This is a genomic window from Halomonas sp. JB37, assembly GCF_002332255.1.
Lineage (GTDB): Bacteria > Pseudomonadota > Gammaproteobacteria > Pseudomonadales > Halomonadaceae > Vreelandella > Vreelandella casei.
In genome coordinates this window covers 1,679,350-1,699,303 of record NZ_NRGW01000001.1, presented here as the reverse complement: position 1 = coordinate 1,699,303, position 19,954 = coordinate 1,679,350, and the positions used below count along the sequence as shown (strand labels likewise).

The window sequence follows — 19,954 nt, the reverse complement described above, 5'->3', positions numbered from 1 at the left end:
CCGCAGGCAGGCAAGCCGCTATGCTGAGCATTCGGCCACTTAATTGAGAGACGCATGCGACTTCGCTCTACATTACTGGGCACCACATCGATGGGCTCTATTTTAAGGGGTTCGACCCTATTATCCATGACCGCTGCTGCGCTGCTGCTAAGCGCCTGCCAATCGGCACCCAGCTCGCAGGATGGACCGCTAGGCCCGTGGACAGACGATCCAATGCGTACCGCTCCGCCGATCACGCGCGGGCTCGATGCGGCAGGGCTCAGTGCACTGCTAGGTGCAGAGCTTGCTGGCCAGCGAGGCGACTACCGCTACGCCAGCCAAGGTTATCTGGATGCCGCGCAGCGCTACCAAGAGCCTGCGCTCGCTGAGCGGGCGACGTTCGCCGCCCGCTTTGGCAATGAAACCTCTTTAATAGAAGCCTCGGCACTGCGCTGGCGCGAGCTGGCGCCTCAAGCAGAAACACCTAATCGCCTACTGGCGGCTTTTTCACTGCAGCGCGGTGATTGGCTCGATAGCCTAGCCCAGCGTCTTTCAATTGCTGAAGCAGGCGGCCACGGCGATTTAACCGCCTTTGCAGAGATTGCCGTCGCTGAAAATGCGCCATTAACGTTAATCGCCCAGCAGTTGCGCGACCACCTAGCCCAACCCAATGCCGCGCAATTAGAGCATCACAGCGATGTAGTGCTGGCGACCGCATTGATTGAAGCGGCGCTTGGCGACACCGCCAGCGCTCAGCAGCGGCTTGACCAAGTAGAAGCACTCGAACCTGAGTCCGCCGCGCTATGGCTCGCGAAAGCGCGGCTAGCCTTTGAGACAGGTAATCTTAAAGCGGCTCAGCAAGCTGCCGAGCAGGGCCTTAGCTTGGCCCCTGACGATGTCCGCTTTATTTTGCTATTAGCGCAGGCGGAAATTCGGCTTAGCAATATCAGCGCTGCCGAAGTTCAAACGGATGCGCTGCTAGAAAGCCATGGCGGCAATCAAGAGCTGCGTTTAGCCCTCGCCCAGCTTTATTTTGAAGAGGGCCACCCCGCCCCCGCCCAACGCTTACTCCAGCCGCTGATCGGCCAACCCGACGTACCCAACTTAGCGTATTACCTGCTGGGCGCCATCACCCAGGCGCAGGGCGATATCGACAACGCCCTGTTGTATTACCGTCAAGTCAGCGAGGGCGATGAATTTATGCCCGCGCGTGCGACAGCGGCCCAAATGCTGCTTGAAGAAGACCGCCTGCTTGATGCCCGCGCCTTTCTACGCATTGAACGAATGCGCTCGGAGCGTTATTTCACTGAGCTGGCAATGCTCGAAGTGCAGCTGCTGGATGAAGCGAATCAGCGAGAAGATGCTGCAGCGCTGCTAGATCGAGAAATAACACGCACGCCTGACGACGAAGCGCTACTTTATATGCGAGCAATGCGCCGCTGGGGAACGGGCGACATTGCCGGCATGGAAAGCGACTTACGCCAAGTGCTGGTCACTGACCCAAACAATGCCGAAGCGCTTAATGCACTGGGCTACACCCTGATTGAGTTAAATCTGCCTGACCGCCTGGAAGAGGCCTTTGAGTTTATTGAACGAGCCTATGAGGCAGAGCCCAGCAATCCTGCCGTACTCGACAGCATGGGCTGGGCCTACTACCGCCTTGGCAATTTAGAAGAAGCATTATCTTGGTTAGAAAGCGCCTACGCGCAACTGCCGGACCAAGAGGTTGGGGCGCATTTAGCAGAAGTACTCCAGGCGCTAGGGCGTGATGAAGAAGCGCGCCGAGTTCTCCAGCAAGTCATGCAGAGAACCGACCGGCATCCGCTAATTGACGAGCTACTGCAGCGTCACCCGGAGCTAACGCCCTAACAAAAATCATCAATGGCACGTTAAAAACCACGTGCTGACTGAGAAGGGTATTGATCAATAATGGTACCCTACTCCTTACGCTAAAATATTCATCTTGCACTTACCCTTATTTAACATGGAGCCTGTTTATGCTGACAATGACGTCCCTTTCATCCCGCCTCCCGCTTTCTCTTCCTTCTTCACGCCTCTGGCTGACGGGCATGGCACTGCTGTTACTCGCTGGCTGTGCATCCCAAGGCCCCATCGATGAAAGTGGCCGCCAATCCGGCCAGTGGGAGCGCCAACAGGCCGACGTTGAAGCGTTTGATACTTGGACACTGGTAGGCAAGGCAGGCCTGCGCACACCGGAAGAAAACATAAGCGCCAACCTTGACTGGAACCAGCACCCTCACTATTTCCGCATGCTGATCAGCGGCCCTTTTGGCGGCGGACGCAACGTGCTTGAAGGCCGTGAAGGACGTTTTTCACTCTCCAACAGCGACGGACGTTTTGAAGCTGAAACGCCCGAAGCGCTCATGGAAGAGCAGCTTGGCTGGGCACTACCGGTCAGCGCCATGCCCGACTGGGTGCGCGGCCTACCCGGTGAACATGGCAGTTATCAAATCGAAACCGACGAACTCGGCTTTCCAAGCCATCTGACTCAAGACGGCTGGGAAATCGATTACCGTGACTGGGAAAGAGTCGATGAACTATGGCTGCCTCGCCGGCTAGTCATGCACTATGACGACGTTCGCATCACCCTAGTGGTGAATCAATGGCAAGCCAGCGGCGAGTAATTAAGCGCATGCAAAAGAGCCTAAATGATCGCATCACTAACGCTACCAGCACCGGCAAAGCTTAATCGAATGCTGCATATTGTGGGCCGTCGTGAAGACGGCTATCACAGCTTGCAAACGCTATTCCAGATTATTGACCTCTGCGACCATATTACCTTTACGCCTCGGCATGATGGTGAAATCCACCTCACCAGTGAGGTTAGCGGCGTTGATCACGATGACAACTTGATCGTGCGCGCCGCGCGACTACTGCAGCAATATAGCGGCTCGCATCTGGGTATTACTCTAGACGTTGAAAAACGCCTGCCGATGGGCGGTGGGCTGGGCGGCGGCAGCTCCAACGCAGCGACTGTTTTGGTGGGGCTCAATCATATTTGGCAATTAGGCTTGTCTCTTAACGCGTTAGCCGAGCTCGGACTGCAGCTGGGAGCCGACGTACCGGTTTTTGTGCATGGGCACACCGCTTGGGCAGAAGGCGTTGGTGAACAACTTACTCCGGTCACGCTTGATGCTCCGTGGTTCGTGATTATTCATCCGGGCATTAGCGTCTCTACTCCCAGCGTCTTCCAAGACCCGCAATTGACACGTGACAGCCGCCCCATTACTATGGCGCGCGCACTGCAGGGGGGAGCACCGGAGTGGCGCAACGACTGTGAAGCCGTCGTAAAGAAGCGTTATCCGCCGATTGCGGAAGCGCTCGACTGGCTCGGACAGTATGCGCCTAGTCGCCTAACCGGCACGGGTGCCTGTTTGTTTGCTGCGTTTCAGACGCAACAGGCCGCACAGGCAATCGCTCATTTGTCAGCTAAACGCTGGCCTACGTGGGTAGCGCACGGACTCAACACCTCCCCCCTACATGATGACTTGGGCTATTTCACAAAAGCTCTGGGCCGCTGAAAGCGGCCGGTCATCGCAATCGTTTATTGTTGGGGTATCAGCATTCCCAGGTTTGAATCCTGGTGCTCCAGCCAACCTAGGGTTGGTCAGCGTTTTCTCCCCCGATCCCCAATACTGCAAAGGTGGCTGCGCGTGTCAAAATTGATGGTTTTCACTGGGAACGCCAATCCCGAGCTCGCTCAAAAGATTGCCGAGAGCTTGGACAGCCGGATGGGTAACGCCACGGTGGGTCAATTTAGCGACGGCGAAATCGCAGTCGAGATCAATGAGAATGTACGTGGCAAGGACGTTTTCATTCTGCAGTCCACCTGTGCACCGACAAACGATAATTTAATGGAGCTGATTCTGATGGTCGACGCTCTTCGTCGCGCCTCAGCAGCCCGCATTACTGCGGTACTCCCCTACTTTGGCTATGCACGCCAGGATCGTCGCGTACGCTCCGCTCGCGTGCCAATTTCTGCCAAAGTCGTTGCCGACATGATGGTTAAAGCAGGCGTTGACCGCGTGATGACCATGGACCTGCACGCTGACCAGATCCAAGGCTTCTTCGACGTACCGGTCGACAACGTGTATGGCTCACCCATCCTGCTCGATGACATCGAGCGTCAGAATTACAGTGACTTAGTCGTTGTTTCTCCAGACGTAGGTGGCGTTGTTCGCGCTCGCGCCATCGCCAAACAGCTAAATGCCGATCTTGCCATTATTGATAAGCGTCGCCCTCAGGCTAACCAAGCCCAGGTGATGCATATCATTGGTGAGATTGAAGGCCGCACCTGCGTCGTTGTCGACGATATGATCGACACCGCAGGCACGCTATGCAAAGCCGGTGAAGCGCTTAAAGCGCATGGCGCCAAGCGCGTTGTGGCTTATGCAACTCATCCAATTTTGTCTGGCCCTGCGGTCGACAACATTACCAACTCCGTACTGGATGAAGTGGTGGTGACCGACACTATCCCGCTTTCTGACATTGCACGTCGTAGCGGAAAAATTCGCCAGTTGAGCGTTGCCGGCCTGATCGCAGAAGCGATTCGTCGCGTCAGCAACGAAGAATCCGTCAGCGCGATGTTCCACTAATCGTCTGACGATATAGCCCCCTTTTGGGGCCACGGAAACGCTGTCATCTGGTCGCGGTCGGCAGCGCCTTCCTTACTTAAACTAAGAGGCAATTCCATGTCTGATTTCATCCTAAAAGCTAGCGTTCGTAACGACCTGGGGAAAGGTGCGAGCCGCCGCCTGCGTCGTGCGAACCAGCAAGTGCCAGCCGTTGTATACGGTGGCGAGAAAGGCGCGCAGTCTATCTCTGTAGAAAAAACAGCTTTCTACAAAGCGATCGAAGACGAGACTTTCTTCTCTTCAGTGATCAAGCTAATGATCGACGGCAAAGAAGAGCAGGTTGTTGTTCGTGATCTGCAGCGCCACCCTTTCAAGCCGTTGTTGACCCACGCTGACTTCCTGCGCGTTGATGCTACTCACGAAATCACCATGAACGTGCCGCTGCACGTCACGGGCGAAGAGAAATGTGTCGGTATCAAAGATCAAGGCGGCGAACTCCACGTACTGTCCAACGACATTGCGATCAGCTGCTTGCCGAAAGATCTGCCTGACTTCATCGAAGTCGACATCGCAGCGGTTGAGCTGGGTACGACGCTACACTTGTCAGACCTCACCATGCCGGCCGGCGTCACTTCTGTTGACCTGTCTCACGGTGAAGAGCACGACAATGCCGTACTAAGCATCTCTAAAGTAAAAGAGCGTGCTGAAGAAGAAGACGAAGCCGGTGAAAGCGAAGGCGAAGCAGGTTCCAGCGCCGAGTAAGTACCCTGTTAAGCACTCTATTGGGGCCATGCCTGCATGGCCCTCGTGATGCTGACATGATGTTAAAATCAAGCGCCTCGGCGCTTGATTTTTTTTGCGGCAAGCCACCACTGGTAGCCGCCCTTCGGGCCGCCGCTTACGCGACGCCGAAAATTTCTTCTGGAAATTTTTTGGAGGTGGGAAGATGAGCCAGGTAAAGGCCATTATTGGGCTAGGCAACCCAGGTGCTGAATATGAAGCCACGCGACATAACGCCGGCTTCTGGCTAGTCGATGCCATTGCGCAAATTGCCCACGGTGAACTGCGCCCGGAAAAAAAGTTTTTCGGCCACTATGCAAAAGTGCGGATGGGCGAGCATGAGCTACATCTACTCAATCCCGCTACCTTTATGAATCGCAGTGGCGCCGCCGTGGCAGCACTGTGTCAGTTTTTTAAGCTTACGCCTGAAAACTTACTGGTCGCTCATGATGAGCTCGACCTGCCTCCCGGCCAGGCACGCTATAAAACCGGTGGTGGGCACGGCGGACATAACGGGCTGCGCGACATTATCAGCGCATTAGGTGATCAGAAGCAGTTTCATCGCGTACGGATTGGCATTGGCCATCCCGGTGAAGCACGCCAGGTGACCAATTATGTTCTAGGGCGCCCCGGCAAGGCCGAACAAGAAGCCATTGTTCGCGCCACAGATGAGTGCATCGCCACCCTGCCATTAGCACTATCAGGCGACTGGGCAAAAGCCATGAATAAGTTACATAGCCTTAAGCCAGAGTAAGCTTTCGAAAGGCCATCGTTAAGTCGGTGGCTGACGGCTAGCGCATCTCGTAGAATAGCGATTACTTTCACGCCTCACCGCCTTATTTACACAAACACTTTTCAGGAACATTTTATGGGTTTCAACTGCGGCATCGTCGGTCTGCCCAACGTCGGCAAGTCCACACTGTTTAATGCACTGACAAAGTCAGGCATCGATGCAGAGAACTTCCCCTTCTGCACCATTGAGCCGAACGTGGGTATCGTTCCGATGCCGGACCCGCGTCTCGACAAGCTTGCTGAGATCGTCAAGCCGCAAAAAGTACTGCCGACCACGATGGAGTTTGTCGACATTGCCGGCCTGGTCGCGGGCGCCTCCAAGGGCGAAGGTTTAGGCAATAAATTCCTGGCCAATATTCGTGAAACCCAAGCCATCGCTCATGTTGTGCGTTGCTTCGATAATGACAACGTCATTCACGTAGCCAACCACGTCGACCCACGCGCCGATATCGAAACGATTAACCTCGAGCTCGCCCTTGCCGATCTCGATACCGTTGAAAAAGCCAGCCAGCGCCTCGTTCGCTCGGTGAAAGGCGGCGACAAAGATGCAATTGCTACTAAAGCAATCCTAGACCGCATTCAGCCGCACGTAGCGGAAGGGTTTCCTTTGCGCAGCTTTGGCTTGAGCGAAGAAGAACAGCGCCAGGTGAAGAGCTTTGGCTTCTTAACGCTGAAACCCACCATGTACATCGCTAACGTCAACGAAGACGGCTTCGAGAACAATCCCTATTTGGACATTGTTAATGAAATCGCCGCTGAGGAAGGCGCACTCGTGGTACCCGTGTGCAATCAGCTGGAAGCTGAAATCGCCGAGCTGGATGATGAAGAACGCTCTATGTTCTTAAGCGAAATGGGCATGGAAGAGCCAGGACTGGATCGCGTCATTCGTGCAGGCTACTCATTATTGGGCCTTCAAACCTACTTCACCGCCGGCGTAAAAGAAGTCCGCGCATGGACGGTTAAAGAAGGCGCCACCGCCCCTGAGGCCGCCGGCGTGATTCACACCGACTTCCAAAAAGGCTTTATCCGCGCCGAAGTTGTCGCGTACGACGACTTTGTTTCGCTAAACGGCGAGCAGGGCGCCAAAGATGCCGGTAAATGGCGTCTGGAAGGCAAAGAGTACATTGTTAAAGATGGCGACGTAGTTCACTTCCGCTTCAACGTCTAATTGTCACGACGCCGCAGGCCCTAGGCGCATCAATGCGCTCAGGGCCGTGCGGCACGCCTGATAAACGATGTGCTTAAGAAAGCATCGCCTCAAGCCATCGATACTTGCCCCAGACTTTATCTGGCTGGAACGTATTATCCATGGAAATACTGTTCAATTTACTGATCCTGGGTAGCTTACTACTCTCCATTATTGCGTTTGTGCAGTGGTTCTCTGCGCGCACGGCCTTTCCTGAAGCGACATTATTGGCGCTAGTGGGCATGACGCTCGGCTTCTCATACGCCACCCTGTCAACACTGTGGCCAGAGATCCATCAGTTCGACCCGCTTTTGACCGCATCACTACCTGCCGAAATCTACCTGTGGATATTCCTGCCTCCCTTGCTTTTTCAAGCGGCACTGAGTGTTGATGTCCGCGAAATGATGCCGGATGCGGCACCTATTTTGCTGCTGGCAGTGGTCGCTGTTTTTATTGCCACCGGTATGGTCGGCGTCTCGGTGTGGCTATTGAGCGGCGTGGCACTCTCGACCGGCCTGTTGCTGGGAGCGGTCATTGCGACGACCGACCCATCGGCAGTGATTGCGATTTTTCGCAGCGTGGGTGCCCCGGCACGACTGATACGCTTAGTTGAAGGAGAAAGCCTACTTAATGATGCTGCCGCCATTGCTATCGTTGGCGTGCTGGTGGCATCGCTCACCGGCAATGCAGCCGCTGCGACGTGGCAAGCAGGCGCCTGGGCCCTCGCGGCCGACTTCGGTGGAGGCCTACTGTTTGGCGCCGCGGCCGGAAGAATTGGCGCTGCTGTACTGGCATTTTTTGGCAATGATGGCAAAGCACAAACGGCGCTAACGCTTTCGTTGCCCTACCCCGTCTACCTTATTGGCGAAAGCATTGGGGTATCGGGCGTTGTGGCGGTGGTGGCCACGGGGCTAGTGCTCAGCGGGCTAGGGCGAACGCGCACTTCACCCGCCAACTGGGCGTATCTACAGCTACTTTGGGCGCAAATTGCCTCGCTCGCTGGTGCCACCGTGTTCCTGCTAGCCGCACTGCAGGTGCCGAAAATGCTGGAGGGCATTACGCTTGCATGGCTACCAATGCTCGCCGTCGTTATCGTTGCGACCCTACTGGCCCGCCTAGTGGCTTTATTCGGCTTTTTGCCACTGCTCAGCCGGCTCAAACTTTCTGCCCCTATCAGTGCCAGCTACAAGCTAGCCATTACTTGGGGGGGATTACGCGGTGCGGTGACGCTCGTGCTGGCCCTGGGCATAGCGGAGCAAACGGCACTCCCCGAACAGATCCGCCACTTCGTGGCTATTTTGGCTACCGGCTTCGTGCTATTCAGCCTATTAGTTAACGGCGCCAGCCTGCGCGGCGTTATTCGCTGCCTAAAGCTCAATAAGTTAAGCCACCACGACAGCGCTCTTCAGCAGCAAGCGATTCGTCTATCGACCACGGATGTCGAAAATGCTGTCAAGCGCACCGCGCACAATCTTCATATTGCTCCGTCAATCACTGAGGAAGTCATTGCGCGCTATCACCGCGACATGGCCATTGAAACGGCACCGCTAGATCTTGATCAAGCCCTTCCAGAGCGTGACCGAATGACCATCGCCCTGGTCACGCTGGCAATTCGAGAACGCGACCTTATTCCTCGCTATGGCAGCGGCGTCACCAGCATTCACAACCTGGATGCCATGATGCATAACAGTGGCAGAACTATTGATGCCGTCCGCTCAGACGGCCGTATTGGATACAACCGAGAAGCACGTAAAATTCTGGCCACCAGCCTCTGGCTAAAACCAAGCATCTGGCTCAACCGCCACCTACGCATACGCTGGCCGCTGTCGTGGCTGCTGACCAACCGTTTTGAGCTGCTGATTTGCCGTCGTGCCGCGCTTGAGGAGCTGCGCCACTACAATACGCAGCGGCTAACGCCACTCTTCGGTGAGCGCATGTGCGCCTTGCTCGATGAGATACTCGACGTCCGAATTACCGCGGTTGACCAGGCGATCCAGCAAACGGAAGCACAGTTTGGCCCCCATGCGTATCGTCTCGAACAGCGCATGCTACGACTTTTTGCGCTCCGCCGAAGTACTGAGAGCATGGAAGAAATGGTACAAGACCGGCTAATTTCTCAGCAGGTCTTCGACGATGTTCAACGTGGCTTACATCGCGCTTGGCGCAATGCCCTTGATCGCCCGCATATTTCACACACTGCTGAAACGCCAGAAAAACACTCGAGCAGTGAGCCAAAACAAGAGTGAGTAAAAAACACTATCGACCACGCTGGACAGGTTGCCGATATGATTCTTGGCACGAAGCAGTTGACGAGCGAAATATCTCTGGTATCATTCGCCCCCGTTGAAAGGCTACGTAGCTCAGCTGGTTAGAGCACATCACTCATAATGATGGGGTCCCCTGTTCAAATCAGGGCGTAGCCACCAAACGCATTTAAGCAGTACAAAAAAGCCCGCTGATCACATCAGCGGGCTTTTTGCTTTGCTATTATCTATTTAGGTTCTTACCTGCTTCGGCTACCTACGTCAGCTCAAGACCGCTCGATTTAGAAATAGCGTCAGCGCGCGAGTCAAGTGCTCAACGTCGTGAGTACCTGCCGTTTCCCGGATGGAGTGCATTGCCCATTGGGGGATGCCAACGTCAATGGTGGGAACACCTAACTCTGTGGCGGTAATTGGCCCAATCGTGCTGCCACAGCCCATATCCGCTCGCGTTACAAACGACTGTACCGGCACGCCCGCCTCGCGGCACACATCTCTAAATAACGCCCCTGTCACGCTATTGGTGGCATAGCGCTGGCTAGCATTCACCTTAATCACCGGGCCACCGTTAATCGCAGGGCCGTGACGCTCATCGTGCTTATCGCGGAAGTTAGGATGCAGTGCGTGAGCGTTATCACACGAAATCATGTAAGACGACTGAATCAACTGAATTAGCGATTCCTCACTGCCTTTATCACCCTCGCGGCCACCCACTTGAGCATTAATGCGCTTGAGCACGTCTGCTAAAAATGGGCCTTGGGCGCCGCAGGCGCTAGCGCTACCAACTTCTTCGTGATCATTGGCGACCAATAGCGTGCCCTGAGCGCCATCGCAGGCCAACAGCGCTTCCAAACCAATAAAACAAGAAAGCAGGTTATCTAAGCGTGCGCTTGCCACCAGCTGTTGCTTTACGCCGACCAAAGACGGCGGCTGTACATCGTAAAAACTTAGTTCAAAATCAACGATCTCAATATCATTTAAGCCATGCTGCTCGCTTACCCATTGCGCCAACAGCTCGCTGAGTGTGGCCGTCTCGCTCTGCATCAGCACGGGCGCCATTTGCGTTTGAGCATTCAACGCGCGTCCGCTGTTCACATCGCGATCAAGGTGGATCGCTAGGCTCGGCACCATAGCAACCGGCTGATCAACGTTAAGCAGCACGCTTTCTAAGCGCCCATCGGCATGACGTACATGCACCCTGCCCGCTAATCCCAAATCCCGGTCAAACCATGGTGCTAACAACACGCCGCCGTACACCTGCACGCCCAGCTGTAGCCAGCCAGCAGACCGCTGTGTCGCGTTAGGTTTTAAGTGCAGCCCAGGGCTATCGGTATGTGCGCCGATCATGCGCAGGCTGGTTAATTCAGACACTGGCAGCTGAAAAGCAATAATCGCCGAGTCATTGCGGGTGACGTAATAGCGCTCGCCCGGCGTCAACTGCCAATTTGCCTTCTCTTCCAGCCGCTGAAACCCAGCTTGCTCCAAGCGTGCCGCCATATTGCCTGCGGCATGCCATGGAGTCGGCGATCGGCGCAGAAAATCGCATAGACGCGTTAAACGATCAGCGTTGAAAGTCTCGGACATGGAAATCCTCATAACAGTAATGATTGAGTCTCATCGTGCAAACGACCTGCTACAATATCCCTCGGCCCTACGCAACTCATGGGTCATACGCGAGTCTAGGGAAGAATGAGTGTACACAAATCCGGGAGAGCTTGACTGATGAGCTTGTTTGCAACGCTTTCGCGTTCGGTCGCCCTAGCTGTCATGCTGGTTATTACCAGCCCAGCAGCATTAGCGCAACTTGAGCCGACCGACGAACAACGCCAGGCGGCTGTGGAAATCGCGGACTCACTCCGCTATGGCCACTATGCTGATATTAACTTTGATGAAGCGTGGTCAGAAGACGTCTTCCAGCGCTATTTAGACATTCTAGATAATCAGCGAGCTTACCTGTTACGTAGTGATATTGAGCCCTACCGTCACTTAGAAGCCGACATGGCAGACGCTATTTTCAACGGCGACTTGGACGAGGCTTTCGCGTTATACGATGCATTCAGTGAGCGGCAGCGTTCGCGCTTGGAGTCACTGCTTGCACAGCTTGATGAAGGGCTAGACTTTAATTTTGAGAGCAATGAGCGTCTAGAGATTGATCGTGAAGACGCTCCGTGGGCTACGCGTCAAAGCGAGCTGGACGACCTGTGGCGCAAACGCCTCAAAAATGATGCCCTCACGCTTGCACTAACCGATCAGGATAACGAGCAGATTGAAAGCAACCTGCGTCAACGCTACGAAGGTCAGCTCACTCGCATAGACCAGACTGAACCCGAAGACGTTTTCGGCGTACTCATGGCGGCAGTCACTGGCAGCATTGAGCCGCACACTGGCTATCTTTCTCCTCGTCAAAGCGAGTCATTCGATATTCAGATGAGTCTTTCACTGGAGGGTATCGGCGCGCTGCTTCAATCTGACGGTGAATACGTCAAAGTCGCAAGCCTGGTGCCCGGCGGTCCCGCAGAACGCGCAGGCATCTTGGAGCCAGCAGATCGCATCATTGCTGTTGGCCAAGAAGACGGTGAGATGGTCAACGTCGTCGGTATGCGCCTGGACAACGTCGTTGATCTCATTCGCGGCCCTAAAGGCTCTGTCGTTCGCCTGGATGTAGTGCCGGCTCAGGCAGTTGATATGACGCGCTCACAAACCGTTGAAATTACTCGCGACACCGTTAGCCTTGAAGATCAAGCCGCTCACGGCGAAGTGATTGAGGTCGAACGCGACGGTGAGCCCCATCGCCTTGGGGTGATCAACGTACCTACCTTTTACGTTGATTTTGACGCATTCCAAGCTGGTGAAGAAGAATATCGCAGCACTACGCGTGACGTAGCGCGAGAAATCGATCGCCTCAAAGAAGAAGGCATAGAAGGCATTGTGCTGGATCTTCGCAACAACGGCGGCGGTGCACTGCAAGAGGCTAATTCGCTGATCGGCCTGTTTATCGATCGCGGCCCAACGGTGCAAGTACGTGATGCTCAAGGCCGTATTCAGCTGTATGGCGATACTGAAGCCGGCACTCACTACGACGGCCCGCTAGGCGTTCTCGTCAACCGTCTCTCTGCTTCAGCGTCTGAAATCTTTGCTGGCGCCATACAGGACTATGGCCGCGGCCTGATTCTGGGTACATCAACGTTTGGTAAAGGGACGGTGCAAACGCTTAATGATCTAAGCCACGGGCAAATTAAGCTAACGCGCGCCAAGTTCTATCGCATTTCTGGCGACAGCACGCAAAATCGCGGCGTTGAACCGGACATTATTTTTCCGAGTTTGATTGATCCCGAGCGGATTGGCGAAAGCAGCCTAGATAACGCGCTAGAGTGGGATACCGTACAAAACGTGCAGTATCGTCGCTATGGTGAGCCAGAAAACGTGCTGGAAAAACTCATTGCCCAGCACGACACCCGGGCGCAGAACAATCCGAATTTCCGCTACCTGGAGCGCCAGTCAACGCTGGCCCGCCAACTACGCGAGCAGCACACCAGCGTGAGCTTAAATCGCGAGCAGCGTAAGCGCGAAATGGAAGCGCAAGAAGCCGAGCAACTCTCTCTGGAAAACCAGCGCCGTCGTGCACTGGGTCTTGATGAGCTAGACGAGTGGATGGATGCTCGCAGCGAAGGCGTAGACGGCGCAGAAAGCGCAGAAGGTGCGACAGAGGACTCAGATGCTGAAAGCGAAGGCGAAGAAGACGAAAAAACGTCCGTCGATCGCGCTCATGTGCTTGAATCTGCAGAAATCTTACTTGACTACGCCAAGCTCCAAGACAACCGCAGATTAGCCGCTAAACGCTAATTCATCAGGGCTAACGAACGTCGGCACCGTCAACGGGCCGGCGTTTTTTAATGGCTAAATTGACGACATCAAAACATTATTTAAAGCACTCAATCGTCACATACCCGTTTGCTAAACAGCATAAAACACCCTGGTGCCATTCGGCAGCGGGCTAAGATATAGCGATGCAGTTAATGAGGGGTAAGAATACAGTACAGCGGAAAGGTTGCTAGCTTACAAAGACGTAAATGATGCGAGGCGTACTAGATGGCTCCTCGAACAGGACTCGAACCTGTGACCCAATGATTAACAGTCATTTGCTCTACCAACTGAGCTATCGAGGAATCTTGCGCTATCTTTAACGGTAAGCCGTCAGCGATAGTTAAATAAGGCAGTACAACTTGGCTCCTCGAACAGGACTCGAACCTGTGACCCAATGATTAACAGTCATTTGCTCTACCAACTGAGCTATCGAGGAACATAATAAGTTGTCGTGTTTAACACAGCGTTTTCAAAAATTTTGCCAAGTACTTTTTTGCCAAATACTTTACGCAAAATATTGGCTCCTCGAACAGGACTCGAACCTGTGACCCAATGATTAACAGTCATTTGCTCTACCAACTGAGCTATCGAGGAACTGCTCAAACACGGTGCGTAGTATACCCATAGAAATGTGATGGTCAAGTATCGATTATTGAGGAACGCTAGCCGCTGCTTTCTTGTATCCGTATAATGCCGCTATTAAAGATTGCGGCCTGGTGATGACAAACATGGGCCGCACGATCACTTTCCATTCATCCTCGTCCCCCGACGACTCATAGATGACAGGTACCGATGGCGAAGAAGCTCTTCATCAAAACGCACGGCTGCCAAATGAACGAGTATGATTCCTCCCGTATGGCGGATCTACTCGGTGAATCTCACCAGCTCGAACTCACGGACAATGAGCGCGAGGCGGATGTTATTCTGTTGAACACCTGCTCAATTCGCGAAAAAGCGCAGGAAAAGGTTTTCCATCAGTTGGGACGCTGGAAAAAGCTCAAAGATGCGAATCCCGACCTGGTGATTGGCGTTGGCGGCTGCGTGGCAAGCCAGGAAGGCGAAGCGATTCGCAAACGTGCGCCGCATGTAGACATGGTATTTGGGCCGCAAACGCTGCACCGCGTACCCTCAATGCTGGATGCTCGTAGCAATAATCAAATTGCCGCAGTCGACGTTACCTTTCCAGAAATCGAAAAATTCGATCACCTGCCTAAGCCAAGCTCTGATGGCGCCTCGGCGTTTGTATCGATTATGGAAGGCTGCTCAAAGTACTGCACTTTCTGCGTCGTGCCGTACACGCGTGGTGAGGAGGTTTCTCGCCCCTTTGAAGCGGTCATGGATGAAGTCATACACCTGTCCGATCAAGGCGTGCGCGAAATCAATATGCTGGGGCAGAACGTTAACGCCTACCGCGGTGAAAATCAGCTGGGCGATGAGATCGACCTAGCCGAGTTAATTGCCTGCGTGGCGGCGGTAGACGGCATTGACCGCGTGCGCTTCACGACCTCACATCCGGTTGAATTCACTGAAAGCCTCATCGATGCTTTCGCGGATATCCCTGAACTTGTGAGCCACCTGCACCTACCGGTTCAGTCCGGCTCTGACCGTATTCTCACGGCGATGAAGCGTGGCCATACGGCGGCGGAATACATTGATAAGATGGAGCGTATCCGCGCCAACCGCCCGGATATTAGCTTCTCCTCTGACTTCATTATTGGCTTTCCCGGCGAAACCGAAGAAGATTTCGAAGCCACGATGAATCTAATTCATCAAATCGGCTTCGATCACTCGTTTAGCTTTGTTTATTCGGCACGCCCAGGCACGCCCGCCTCAGGCCTACCCGATGAAACACCCGAGAGTGTTAAAAAGCAGCGCCTGGCCATCTTGCAAGAACGGATCCTCCAGCAAACGGCGCAGATCAGCCGCCGCATGATGGGAACCACCCAGCGTGTACTGGTGAATGGTTTTTCGCCGCGTGACCCCGGCCAGCTTTCTGGACGCACCGAGAATAACCGCGTGGTTAACTTCCGGGCAGCCAACCCTACCGAGCTAATCGGCTACTTTGTTGATGTTGAAATCACTGAAGCCTTCCCCAACTCGCTACGCGGTGAGCTAGCGTCGCCCGAGCGCTATTGAGCGTTTGCTTAGCACAATCGTTAACACAGGTAATTGCCCCGATCCCGGTCGGGGCAGTAAGCTGAACACCACACACACTAACGAGGGGTTCCCCACTCTTGAGCCAGCCAACACCTCAGGCCAATCGCATTCTCACCTTAAGCCTTGAACCCAATGATCCGCAGCGCCTTGCTAGCCTTTGCGGCCAGCAGGACGAGCATTTGAAGTTGATTGAAAGCCGCCTGGACGTGACGCTGCGCAACCGGGGCAATGTGTTTCAGCTGGCCGGCGCTGCCAACCGTATTAAGGCCGCGGCCAACGTGCTGGAACATCTTTATCGCGAAACAGCAGCCAATGATCTTGACGCGGATACCGTGCATCTTTTCCTTCAGGAATCAGGGCTTGAAGCACTGGAAGACGAAGAGGAAAGCACCGGCAGTAGCGATGAAGTGATCATGCGCACACCGCGCACTATGATCAAACCTCGCGGGCTTAATCAGCAGCGCTACGTTAGCAGTATCCGTGAGCACGACATTAATTTTGGCGTCGGCCCCGCGGGTACGGGTAAAACATATTTAGCGGTAGCCGCGGCGGTCGAAGCACTCAACCAGCAAGAAGTCCGACGCATATTGCTGGTACGCCCAGCGGTTGAAGCTGGTGAAAAACTAGGGTTTCTACCGGGCGATCTGGCTCAAAAAATCGACCCTTACCTGCGCCCGCTTTACGATGCCCTCTACGAAATGATCGGCTTTGAGCAGGTCGCAAAGCTGATTGAGCGCCAGGTGATTGAGATTGCACCGCTGGCCTATATGCGCGGCCGCACGCTCAATAACTCCTATATTATTTTGGATGAGAGCCAGAACACCACGCCGGAACAGATGAAAATGTTCCTAACCCGGATTGGCTTTGGCTCCACGGCGGTGATAACGGGCGACGTTACCCAGGTCGATCTGCCCAAAGGCCAGCGCTCCGGTCTGATCCAAGTACTCGACGTGTTAAAAGACACCCAGGGTATCGGCGTTACTCACTTTGCTGCCAAAGATGTTGTACGCCACCCGCTGGTTCAACGCATTATCGAAGCCTACGATATGTTTGAGTCCCAGCAGGAAGTCGAAGAGCGCGCTCGCCAAGAAGCACGCCAGCAAGAACGCGATGCGCGTATACATGCCCGAGAAGATTCATGGGACCGCTCACGATGAGCGAAGGCGCACTAAGCGAGATAGTGATTGATCGCCAGGCGGCTATCGACGAACCGCTGCTTCCTTCGCTGATACAGCTCACCCAATGGGTGGGCTGCGTTTTTGCGCACCACCCTGATGATCAGCGACGTGAGCTGACTATTCGCTTTGTGGATGAATTCGAAGGCCAGACGCTTAACCGTGACTATCGCGGTAAAGACAAAACCACTAACGTACTGTCGTTTCCCTTTGAAAGCCCACCAGGCATTGAGCTGCCCCTACTAGGCGACCTAGTGATTTGTCACGCGGTCGTAGCGCAGGAAGCCAGCGAGCAAGGCAAACTTTTGGAGCATCATTACGCGCACATGGTTGTGCATGGCACCCTGCACCTGATGGGCTATGACCATATTGATGACCAGGAAGCGGAGGAGATGGAGCAGTTCGAGCGTGAGCTACTAGCTGAGCTGAATATTCCCGACCCCTATGCGACGGATACCGGTGCTGGCGATGACGATAGTCGCTCGGAGCGTTAGCAAGCGGCTGCCCTAATTATTGGAGTGTCCAATCACCCTGCAATGAATCTGGTACTATCCTTGCTCAGCTGATACAACAGCTTCATTGATAAATTAGCCACCTGACATTGCAACTGTCTGTCCGCAAACAAGAGATTTGACGCATGAGCGAAGACCGATCGAGCACCCCTAGTCAAAAATCCTGGCTCGAGAAACTCTTTGGCGCCCTTTCCGGAGACAATGACGAACCCAGCTCACGAGATGAGCTGATGACGTTTTTACGCCATACCGCAGGCAAATTAAAGCTTGATCAAGACGCCATCATGATCATTGAAGGCGCGCTTGATATTAGCGATCAGCAGGTACGTGAAGTGCTGATCCCGCGCTCGCAGGTGTCGGCAATAGCCCTAGATCAAGCAAGCGACGGCTATTTGCCGTTAATCCAAGAAACCGGACATTCACGCTACCCGGTGATCGGCGAAAATTTGGATGACATCAAGGGCATACTGCTAGTTAAAGACTTACTGCCGCTGCTTTCGCAGACGCAGGCCCAGCGCGACGCTTTCAAGTTAGACGACATCTTGCGCCCTGCCATGTTTATTCCAGAATCAAAGCGTCTTAACAGCTTGCTGAAAGAGTTTCGGGATACGCATAACCATATGGCGGTGGTCGTAGACGAATACGGCGGCACTGCTGGCATCATTACGATCGAAGATATTCTTGAGCAGATCGTCGGCGATATCGAAGATGAGCACGATACCGATGAAGAAGACGATATTCGCGAGATTGAAAATGACCATTTCGCCATTCGCGCACTGACCCCCATCGAAGACTTCAACGAGCGCTTTGGTACTGAATTCTCCGATGACGAATTTGATACCGTCGGCGGCCTGGTCATGCAACAGTTCGGCCATCTGCCCCGGCGCGGCGAACATACCATCCTCGGTGGCTGGCGGTTTGTCATTCTCAACGCCGATACTCGGCGTATACGCCTGCTTGAGGCGTATCGTGATCACCGTCGTGATGAAGATGAAGACGACGATCAAGAAGACAAGCAGGCCTAATCCACGCCATTTCATTGTCTCTCTATCCACTCCCTCAAATTTTACCGACGATAGGTCATCGCTATGGGCTTACCCCCCGCGTTTTTGTTACAGCTGCTTGCCGCGCTGGTGGCAGGCGGCTTCACTACGCTAACCGCCTCCCCTTTCGAACTATGGTGGCTAGGGCCTGTTGCGATTGCACTGCTATACGCTGGGCTGCACACGCTAACGCCTGCTCAAGCGGCCCTTAAAGGTTGGCTATATGGCGTTGCACTGTTCGCCAGCGGTACGTCGTGGGTATACGTATCAATTCATGACTACGGTTATACCGGGGTTCCACTGGCAGTATTTCTGACTGCTCTGTTTGTTACCGTTCTGGCGCTATTTTTTGCCGGCACTTTTTGGCTCTACCGACGATTTACATCCGCTCGCCTCGCGTTTATTAGCTTTGCTGGGGCCTGGGTACTGGGCGAGATACTGCGCACCTATCTGTTTACTGGCTTTCCTTGGCTACTGCTGGGCTCTGGCTACGTTGACTCGCCGCTAGCCTCCTGGGCGCCCGTTGGCGGGGTCTATTTACTGTCTCTGTTGGTTGCACTCAGCGGCGCACTCGCAGCGGAGCTACTGCTGCGCCGTCAGTGGTGGACGCTTGCCCCACTCGCCACCATTTGGTTAATTCCTTTAGCACTTCCCACGCTGTGGACCACGCAAGCCAGCGAGCCAACGCGGGTAGCATTGCTGCAAGGCAATCTACCCCAGCTTGTAAAGTGGACCTCAGAAGGCCAGCGCGTAGCGGCTAATACCTATAGCCAGCTGACCCGCGACGTTGCCGATGATGTTGACCTAATCATCTGGCCAGAAACGGCCCTGCCGATGACGGAAACTCAGGCTCGACCTGTATTGGAACGAGTGCAAGCGAACCTACCGCCCAACGTTGCCCTGCTGACCGGCGTCGTGCAACGCGATGAGCAGGAACGCTACTTCAATGGTGTGATTGGCGTTGGCAATGTCGAAGGCCGCTATCAGAAAGAGCATTTAGTGCCTTTCGGTGAGTACTTGCCGCTGGAAAGCTTATTGCGCGGGGCGATTAACTTTTTTGACCTGCCCATGTCATCCTTTACCAAAGGAGCGACGGAGCAAGCGCCCATGCAGGCAGCGGGAACCTATATTGGTAACGCAATCTGCTACGAAATCATTTACCCAGGGCTAGTAGCCCGTCGCGCGCAAAGTAGCGACGTCATCGTAACCGTCTCCAACGACACCTGGTTTGGCGCCTCTATCGGCCCTAATCAGCACCTGCAGATGGCACGGCTACGCGCGCTAGAAAATGGCCGCTACGTGCTTCGCGCGACCAGCAACGGCATTACGGCGATTATCGATCCCACTGGCCGTATCGTTGAACGCGCTCCGCAGTTTCAGACAGCCACACTCAAGGGCGAGTTCTACGCTATGGAAGGCTTAACGCCGTTTACGCGTACCGGAAGCTGGCCTGCTTGGCTGCTGGCCGGCGTGATGCTCTTAGCGGGTGTATTTGCAGCACGAAACGCGCGCCGAGCAGCACGCTGATAAGAAACGCACCGAATAAGGCTGACTAAAAAAATGCCCCGAGTCCTCTCAAGGACTCGGGGCATGTCGTTTACGCCTGCCCT

15 protein-coding genes and 4 tRNA genes are annotated in these 19,954 nt (G+C 54.4%); 15 read left to right on the top strand and 4 right to left on the bottom strand.

The window, feature by feature from the left end; genetic code table 11:
* Window positions 1–54: 54 nt before the first annotated feature.
* From CIK78_RS07845 to CIK78_RS07805, 9 genes are all read left to right on the top strand, one after another.
* Entirely contained in the window at window positions 55–1,848 is a 1,794-nt protein-coding gene (locus CIK78_RS07845) for a tetratricopeptide repeat protein (protein WP_096278831.1), read from the top strand.
* Window positions 1,849–1,976: 128 nt separating this feature from the next.
* On the top strand, window positions 1,977–2,624 hold the full coding sequence (gene lolB / locus CIK78_RS07840) for a lipoprotein insertase outer membrane protein LolB (protein ID WP_096278828.1): 648 nt from the start codon (window positions 1,977–1,979) through the stop codon (window positions 2,622–2,624).
* A gap of 24 nt (window positions 2,625–2,648) precedes the next feature.
* Entirely contained in the window at window positions 2,649–3,521 is an 873-nt protein-coding gene (gene ispE / locus CIK78_RS07835) for a 4-(cytidine 5'-diphospho)-2-C-methyl-D-erythritol kinase (RefSeq protein ID WP_096278826.1), read from the top strand.
* 132 nt (window positions 3,522–3,653) lie between these two features.
* Complete coding sequence (locus CIK78_RS07830) at window positions 3,654–4,595, top strand: ribose-phosphate pyrophosphokinase (RefSeq protein WP_176483380.1); 942 nt, start codon at window positions 3,654–3,656, stop codon at window positions 4,593–4,595.
* Window positions 4,596–4,691: 96 nt separating this feature from the next.
* Window positions 4,692–5,336 carry a 50S ribosomal protein L25/general stress protein Ctc gene (locus CIK78_RS07825; RefSeq protein ID WP_096278824.1) on the top strand — a complete coding sequence of 215 codons (645 nt, stop codon included), beginning with the start codon at window positions 4,692–4,694 and terminating at the stop codon, window positions 5,334–5,336.
* Between the two features lie 184 nt (window positions 5,337–5,520).
* Window positions 5,521–6,108 carry an aminoacyl-tRNA hydrolase gene (gene pth / locus CIK78_RS07820; RefSeq protein ID WP_096278822.1) on the top strand — a complete coding sequence of 196 codons (588 nt, stop codon included), beginning with the start codon at window positions 5,521–5,523 and terminating at the stop codon, window positions 6,106–6,108.
* 114 nt (window positions 6,109–6,222) lie between these two features.
* Window positions 6,223–7,314, top strand: a complete 1,092-nt coding sequence (gene ychF / locus CIK78_RS07815; RefSeq protein WP_096278819.1) for a redox-regulated ATPase YchF — start codon at window positions 6,223–6,225, stop codon at window positions 7,312–7,314.
* 140 nt (window positions 7,315–7,454) lie between these two features.
* Window positions 7,455–9,578 (top strand): sodium:proton antiporter, encoded by a 2,124-nt coding sequence (locus CIK78_RS07810; RefSeq protein WP_096278817.1) that lies wholly within the window; start codon window positions 7,455–7,457, stop codon window positions 9,576–9,578.
* A gap of 103 nt (window positions 9,579–9,681) precedes the next feature.
* Window positions 9,682–9,758, top strand: a tRNA-Met gene (locus CIK78_RS07805).
* A gap of 99 nt (window positions 9,759–9,857) precedes the next feature.
* On the opposite strand, the gene CIK78_RS07800 is transcribed toward CIK78_RS07805, so the two are convergent.
* A complete protein-coding gene (locus CIK78_RS07800; protein WP_096278815.1) occupies window positions 9,858–11,177 on the bottom strand; it encodes a M18 family aminopeptidase in 1,320 nt (439 codons plus the stop codon).
* A 138-nt stretch (window positions 11,178–11,315) separates the two neighbouring features.
* On the opposite strand from CIK78_RS07800, the gene CIK78_RS07795 reads away from it, so the two are divergent.
* Window positions 11,316–13,436: a carboxy terminal-processing peptidase gene (locus CIK78_RS07795; RefSeq protein ID WP_096278813.1), complete on the top strand. Its 2,121-nt coding sequence runs from the start codon at window positions 11,316–11,318 to the stop codon at window positions 13,434–13,436.
* Between the two features lie 247 nt (window positions 13,437–13,683).
* Here CIK78_RS07795 and CIK78_RS07790 read toward each other — a convergent pair.
* The 3 genes from CIK78_RS07790 to CIK78_RS07780 all read right to left on the bottom strand — a co-directional run bounded on the left by CIK78_RS07790 (window position 13,684) and on the right by CIK78_RS07780 (window position 14,051).
* Window positions 13,684–13,759, bottom strand: a tRNA-Asn gene (locus CIK78_RS07790).
* A 58-nt stretch (window positions 13,760–13,817) separates the two neighbouring features.
* Window positions 13,818–13,893: transfer RNA gene (locus CIK78_RS07785), tRNA-Asn, on the bottom strand.
* A gap of 82 nt (window positions 13,894–13,975) precedes the next feature.
* A tRNA-Asn gene (locus CIK78_RS07780) sits at window positions 13,976–14,051 on the bottom strand.
* Window positions 14,052–14,249: 198 nt separating this feature from the next.
* On the opposite strand from CIK78_RS07780, the gene miaB reads away from it, so the two are divergent.
* The 5 genes from miaB to lnt all read left to right on the top strand — a co-directional run bounded on the left by miaB (window position 14,250) and on the right by lnt (window position 19,871).
* Complete coding sequence (gene miaB / locus CIK78_RS07775) at window positions 14,250–15,593, top strand: tRNA (N6-isopentenyl adenosine(37)-C2)-methylthiotransferase MiaB (RefSeq protein WP_096278811.1); 1,344 nt, start codon at window positions 14,250–14,252, stop codon at window positions 15,591–15,593.
* A gap of 98 nt (window positions 15,594–15,691) precedes the next feature.
* Window positions 15,692–16,771 carry a PhoH family protein gene (locus CIK78_RS07770; protein ID WP_096278809.1) on the top strand — a complete coding sequence of 360 codons (1,080 nt, stop codon included), beginning with the start codon at window positions 15,692–15,694 and terminating at the stop codon, window positions 16,769–16,771.
* Window positions 16,768–17,283, top strand: coding sequence for an rRNA maturation RNase YbeY (ybeY, locus tag CIK78_RS07765; protein ID WP_096278807.1), 516 nt, complete (start codon window positions 16,768–16,770; stop codon window positions 17,281–17,283). Before CIK78_RS07770 ends, ybeY begins: the two co-directional genes overlap by 4 nt.
* Window positions 17,284–17,426: 143 nt before the next feature.
* On the top strand, window positions 17,427–18,326 hold the full coding sequence (locus CIK78_RS07760) for a transporter associated domain-containing protein (RefSeq protein ID WP_096278805.1): 900 nt from the start codon (window positions 17,427–17,429) through the stop codon (window positions 18,324–18,326).
* 63 nt (window positions 18,327–18,389) lie between these two features.
* Window positions 18,390–19,871, top strand: a complete 1,482-nt coding sequence (gene lnt, locus CIK78_RS07755) for an apolipoprotein N-acyltransferase (protein ID WP_096278803.1) — start codon at window positions 18,390–18,392, stop codon at window positions 19,869–19,871.
* Window positions 19,872–19,954 lie beyond the last annotated feature (83 nt).

Excerpts from the sequence above, each read along its gene's own strand:
- CIK78_RS07800 (WP_096278815.1), bottom strand. The coding sequence starts at position 11,177 with ATGTCCGAGACTTTCAACGCTGATCGTTTAACGCGTCTATGCGATTTT.
- lolB (WP_096278828.1), top strand. The coding sequence starts at position 1,977 with ATGCTGACAATGACGTCCCTTTCATCCCGCCTCCCGCTTTCTCTTCCT.
- lnt (WP_096278803.1), top strand. The coding sequence starts at position 18,390 with ATGGGCTTACCCCCCGCGTTTTTGTTACAGCTGCTTGCCGCGCTGGTG.
- ychF (WP_096278819.1), top strand. The coding sequence starts at position 6,223 with ATGGGTTTCAACTGCGGCATCGTCGGTCTGCCCAACGTCGGCAAGTCC.
- CIK78_RS07825 (WP_096278824.1), top strand. The coding sequence starts at position 4,692 with ATGTCTGATTTCATCCTAAAAGCTAGCGTTCGTAACGACCTGGGGAAA.
- CIK78_RS07845 (WP_096278831.1), top strand. The coding sequence starts at position 55 with ATGCGACTTCGCTCTACATTACTGGGCACCACATCGATGGGCTCTATT.
- CIK78_RS07810 (WP_096278817.1), top strand. The coding sequence starts at position 7,455 with ATGGAAATACTGTTCAATTTACTGATCCTGGGTAGCTTACTACTCTCC.
- ybeY (WP_096278807.1), top strand. The coding sequence starts at position 16,768 with ATGAGCGAAGGCGCACTAAGCGAGATAGTGATTGATCGCCAGGCGGCT.
- ispE (WP_096278826.1), top strand. The coding sequence starts at position 2,649 with ATGATCGCATCACTAACGCTACCAGCACCGGCAAAGCTTAATCGAATG.
- CIK78_RS07760 (WP_096278805.1), top strand. The coding sequence starts at position 17,427 with ATGAGCGAAGACCGATCGAGCACCCCTAGTCAAAAATCCTGGCTCGAG.
- miaB (WP_096278811.1), top strand. The coding sequence starts at position 14,250 with ATGGCGAAGAAGCTCTTCATCAAAACGCACGGCTGCCAAATGAACGAG.
- CIK78_RS07795 (WP_096278813.1), top strand. The coding sequence starts at position 11,316 with ATGAGCTTGTTTGCAACGCTTTCGCGTTCGGTCGCCCTAGCTGTCATG.
- pth (WP_096278822.1), top strand. The coding sequence starts at position 5,521 with ATGAGCCAGGTAAAGGCCATTATTGGGCTAGGCAACCCAGGTGCTGAA.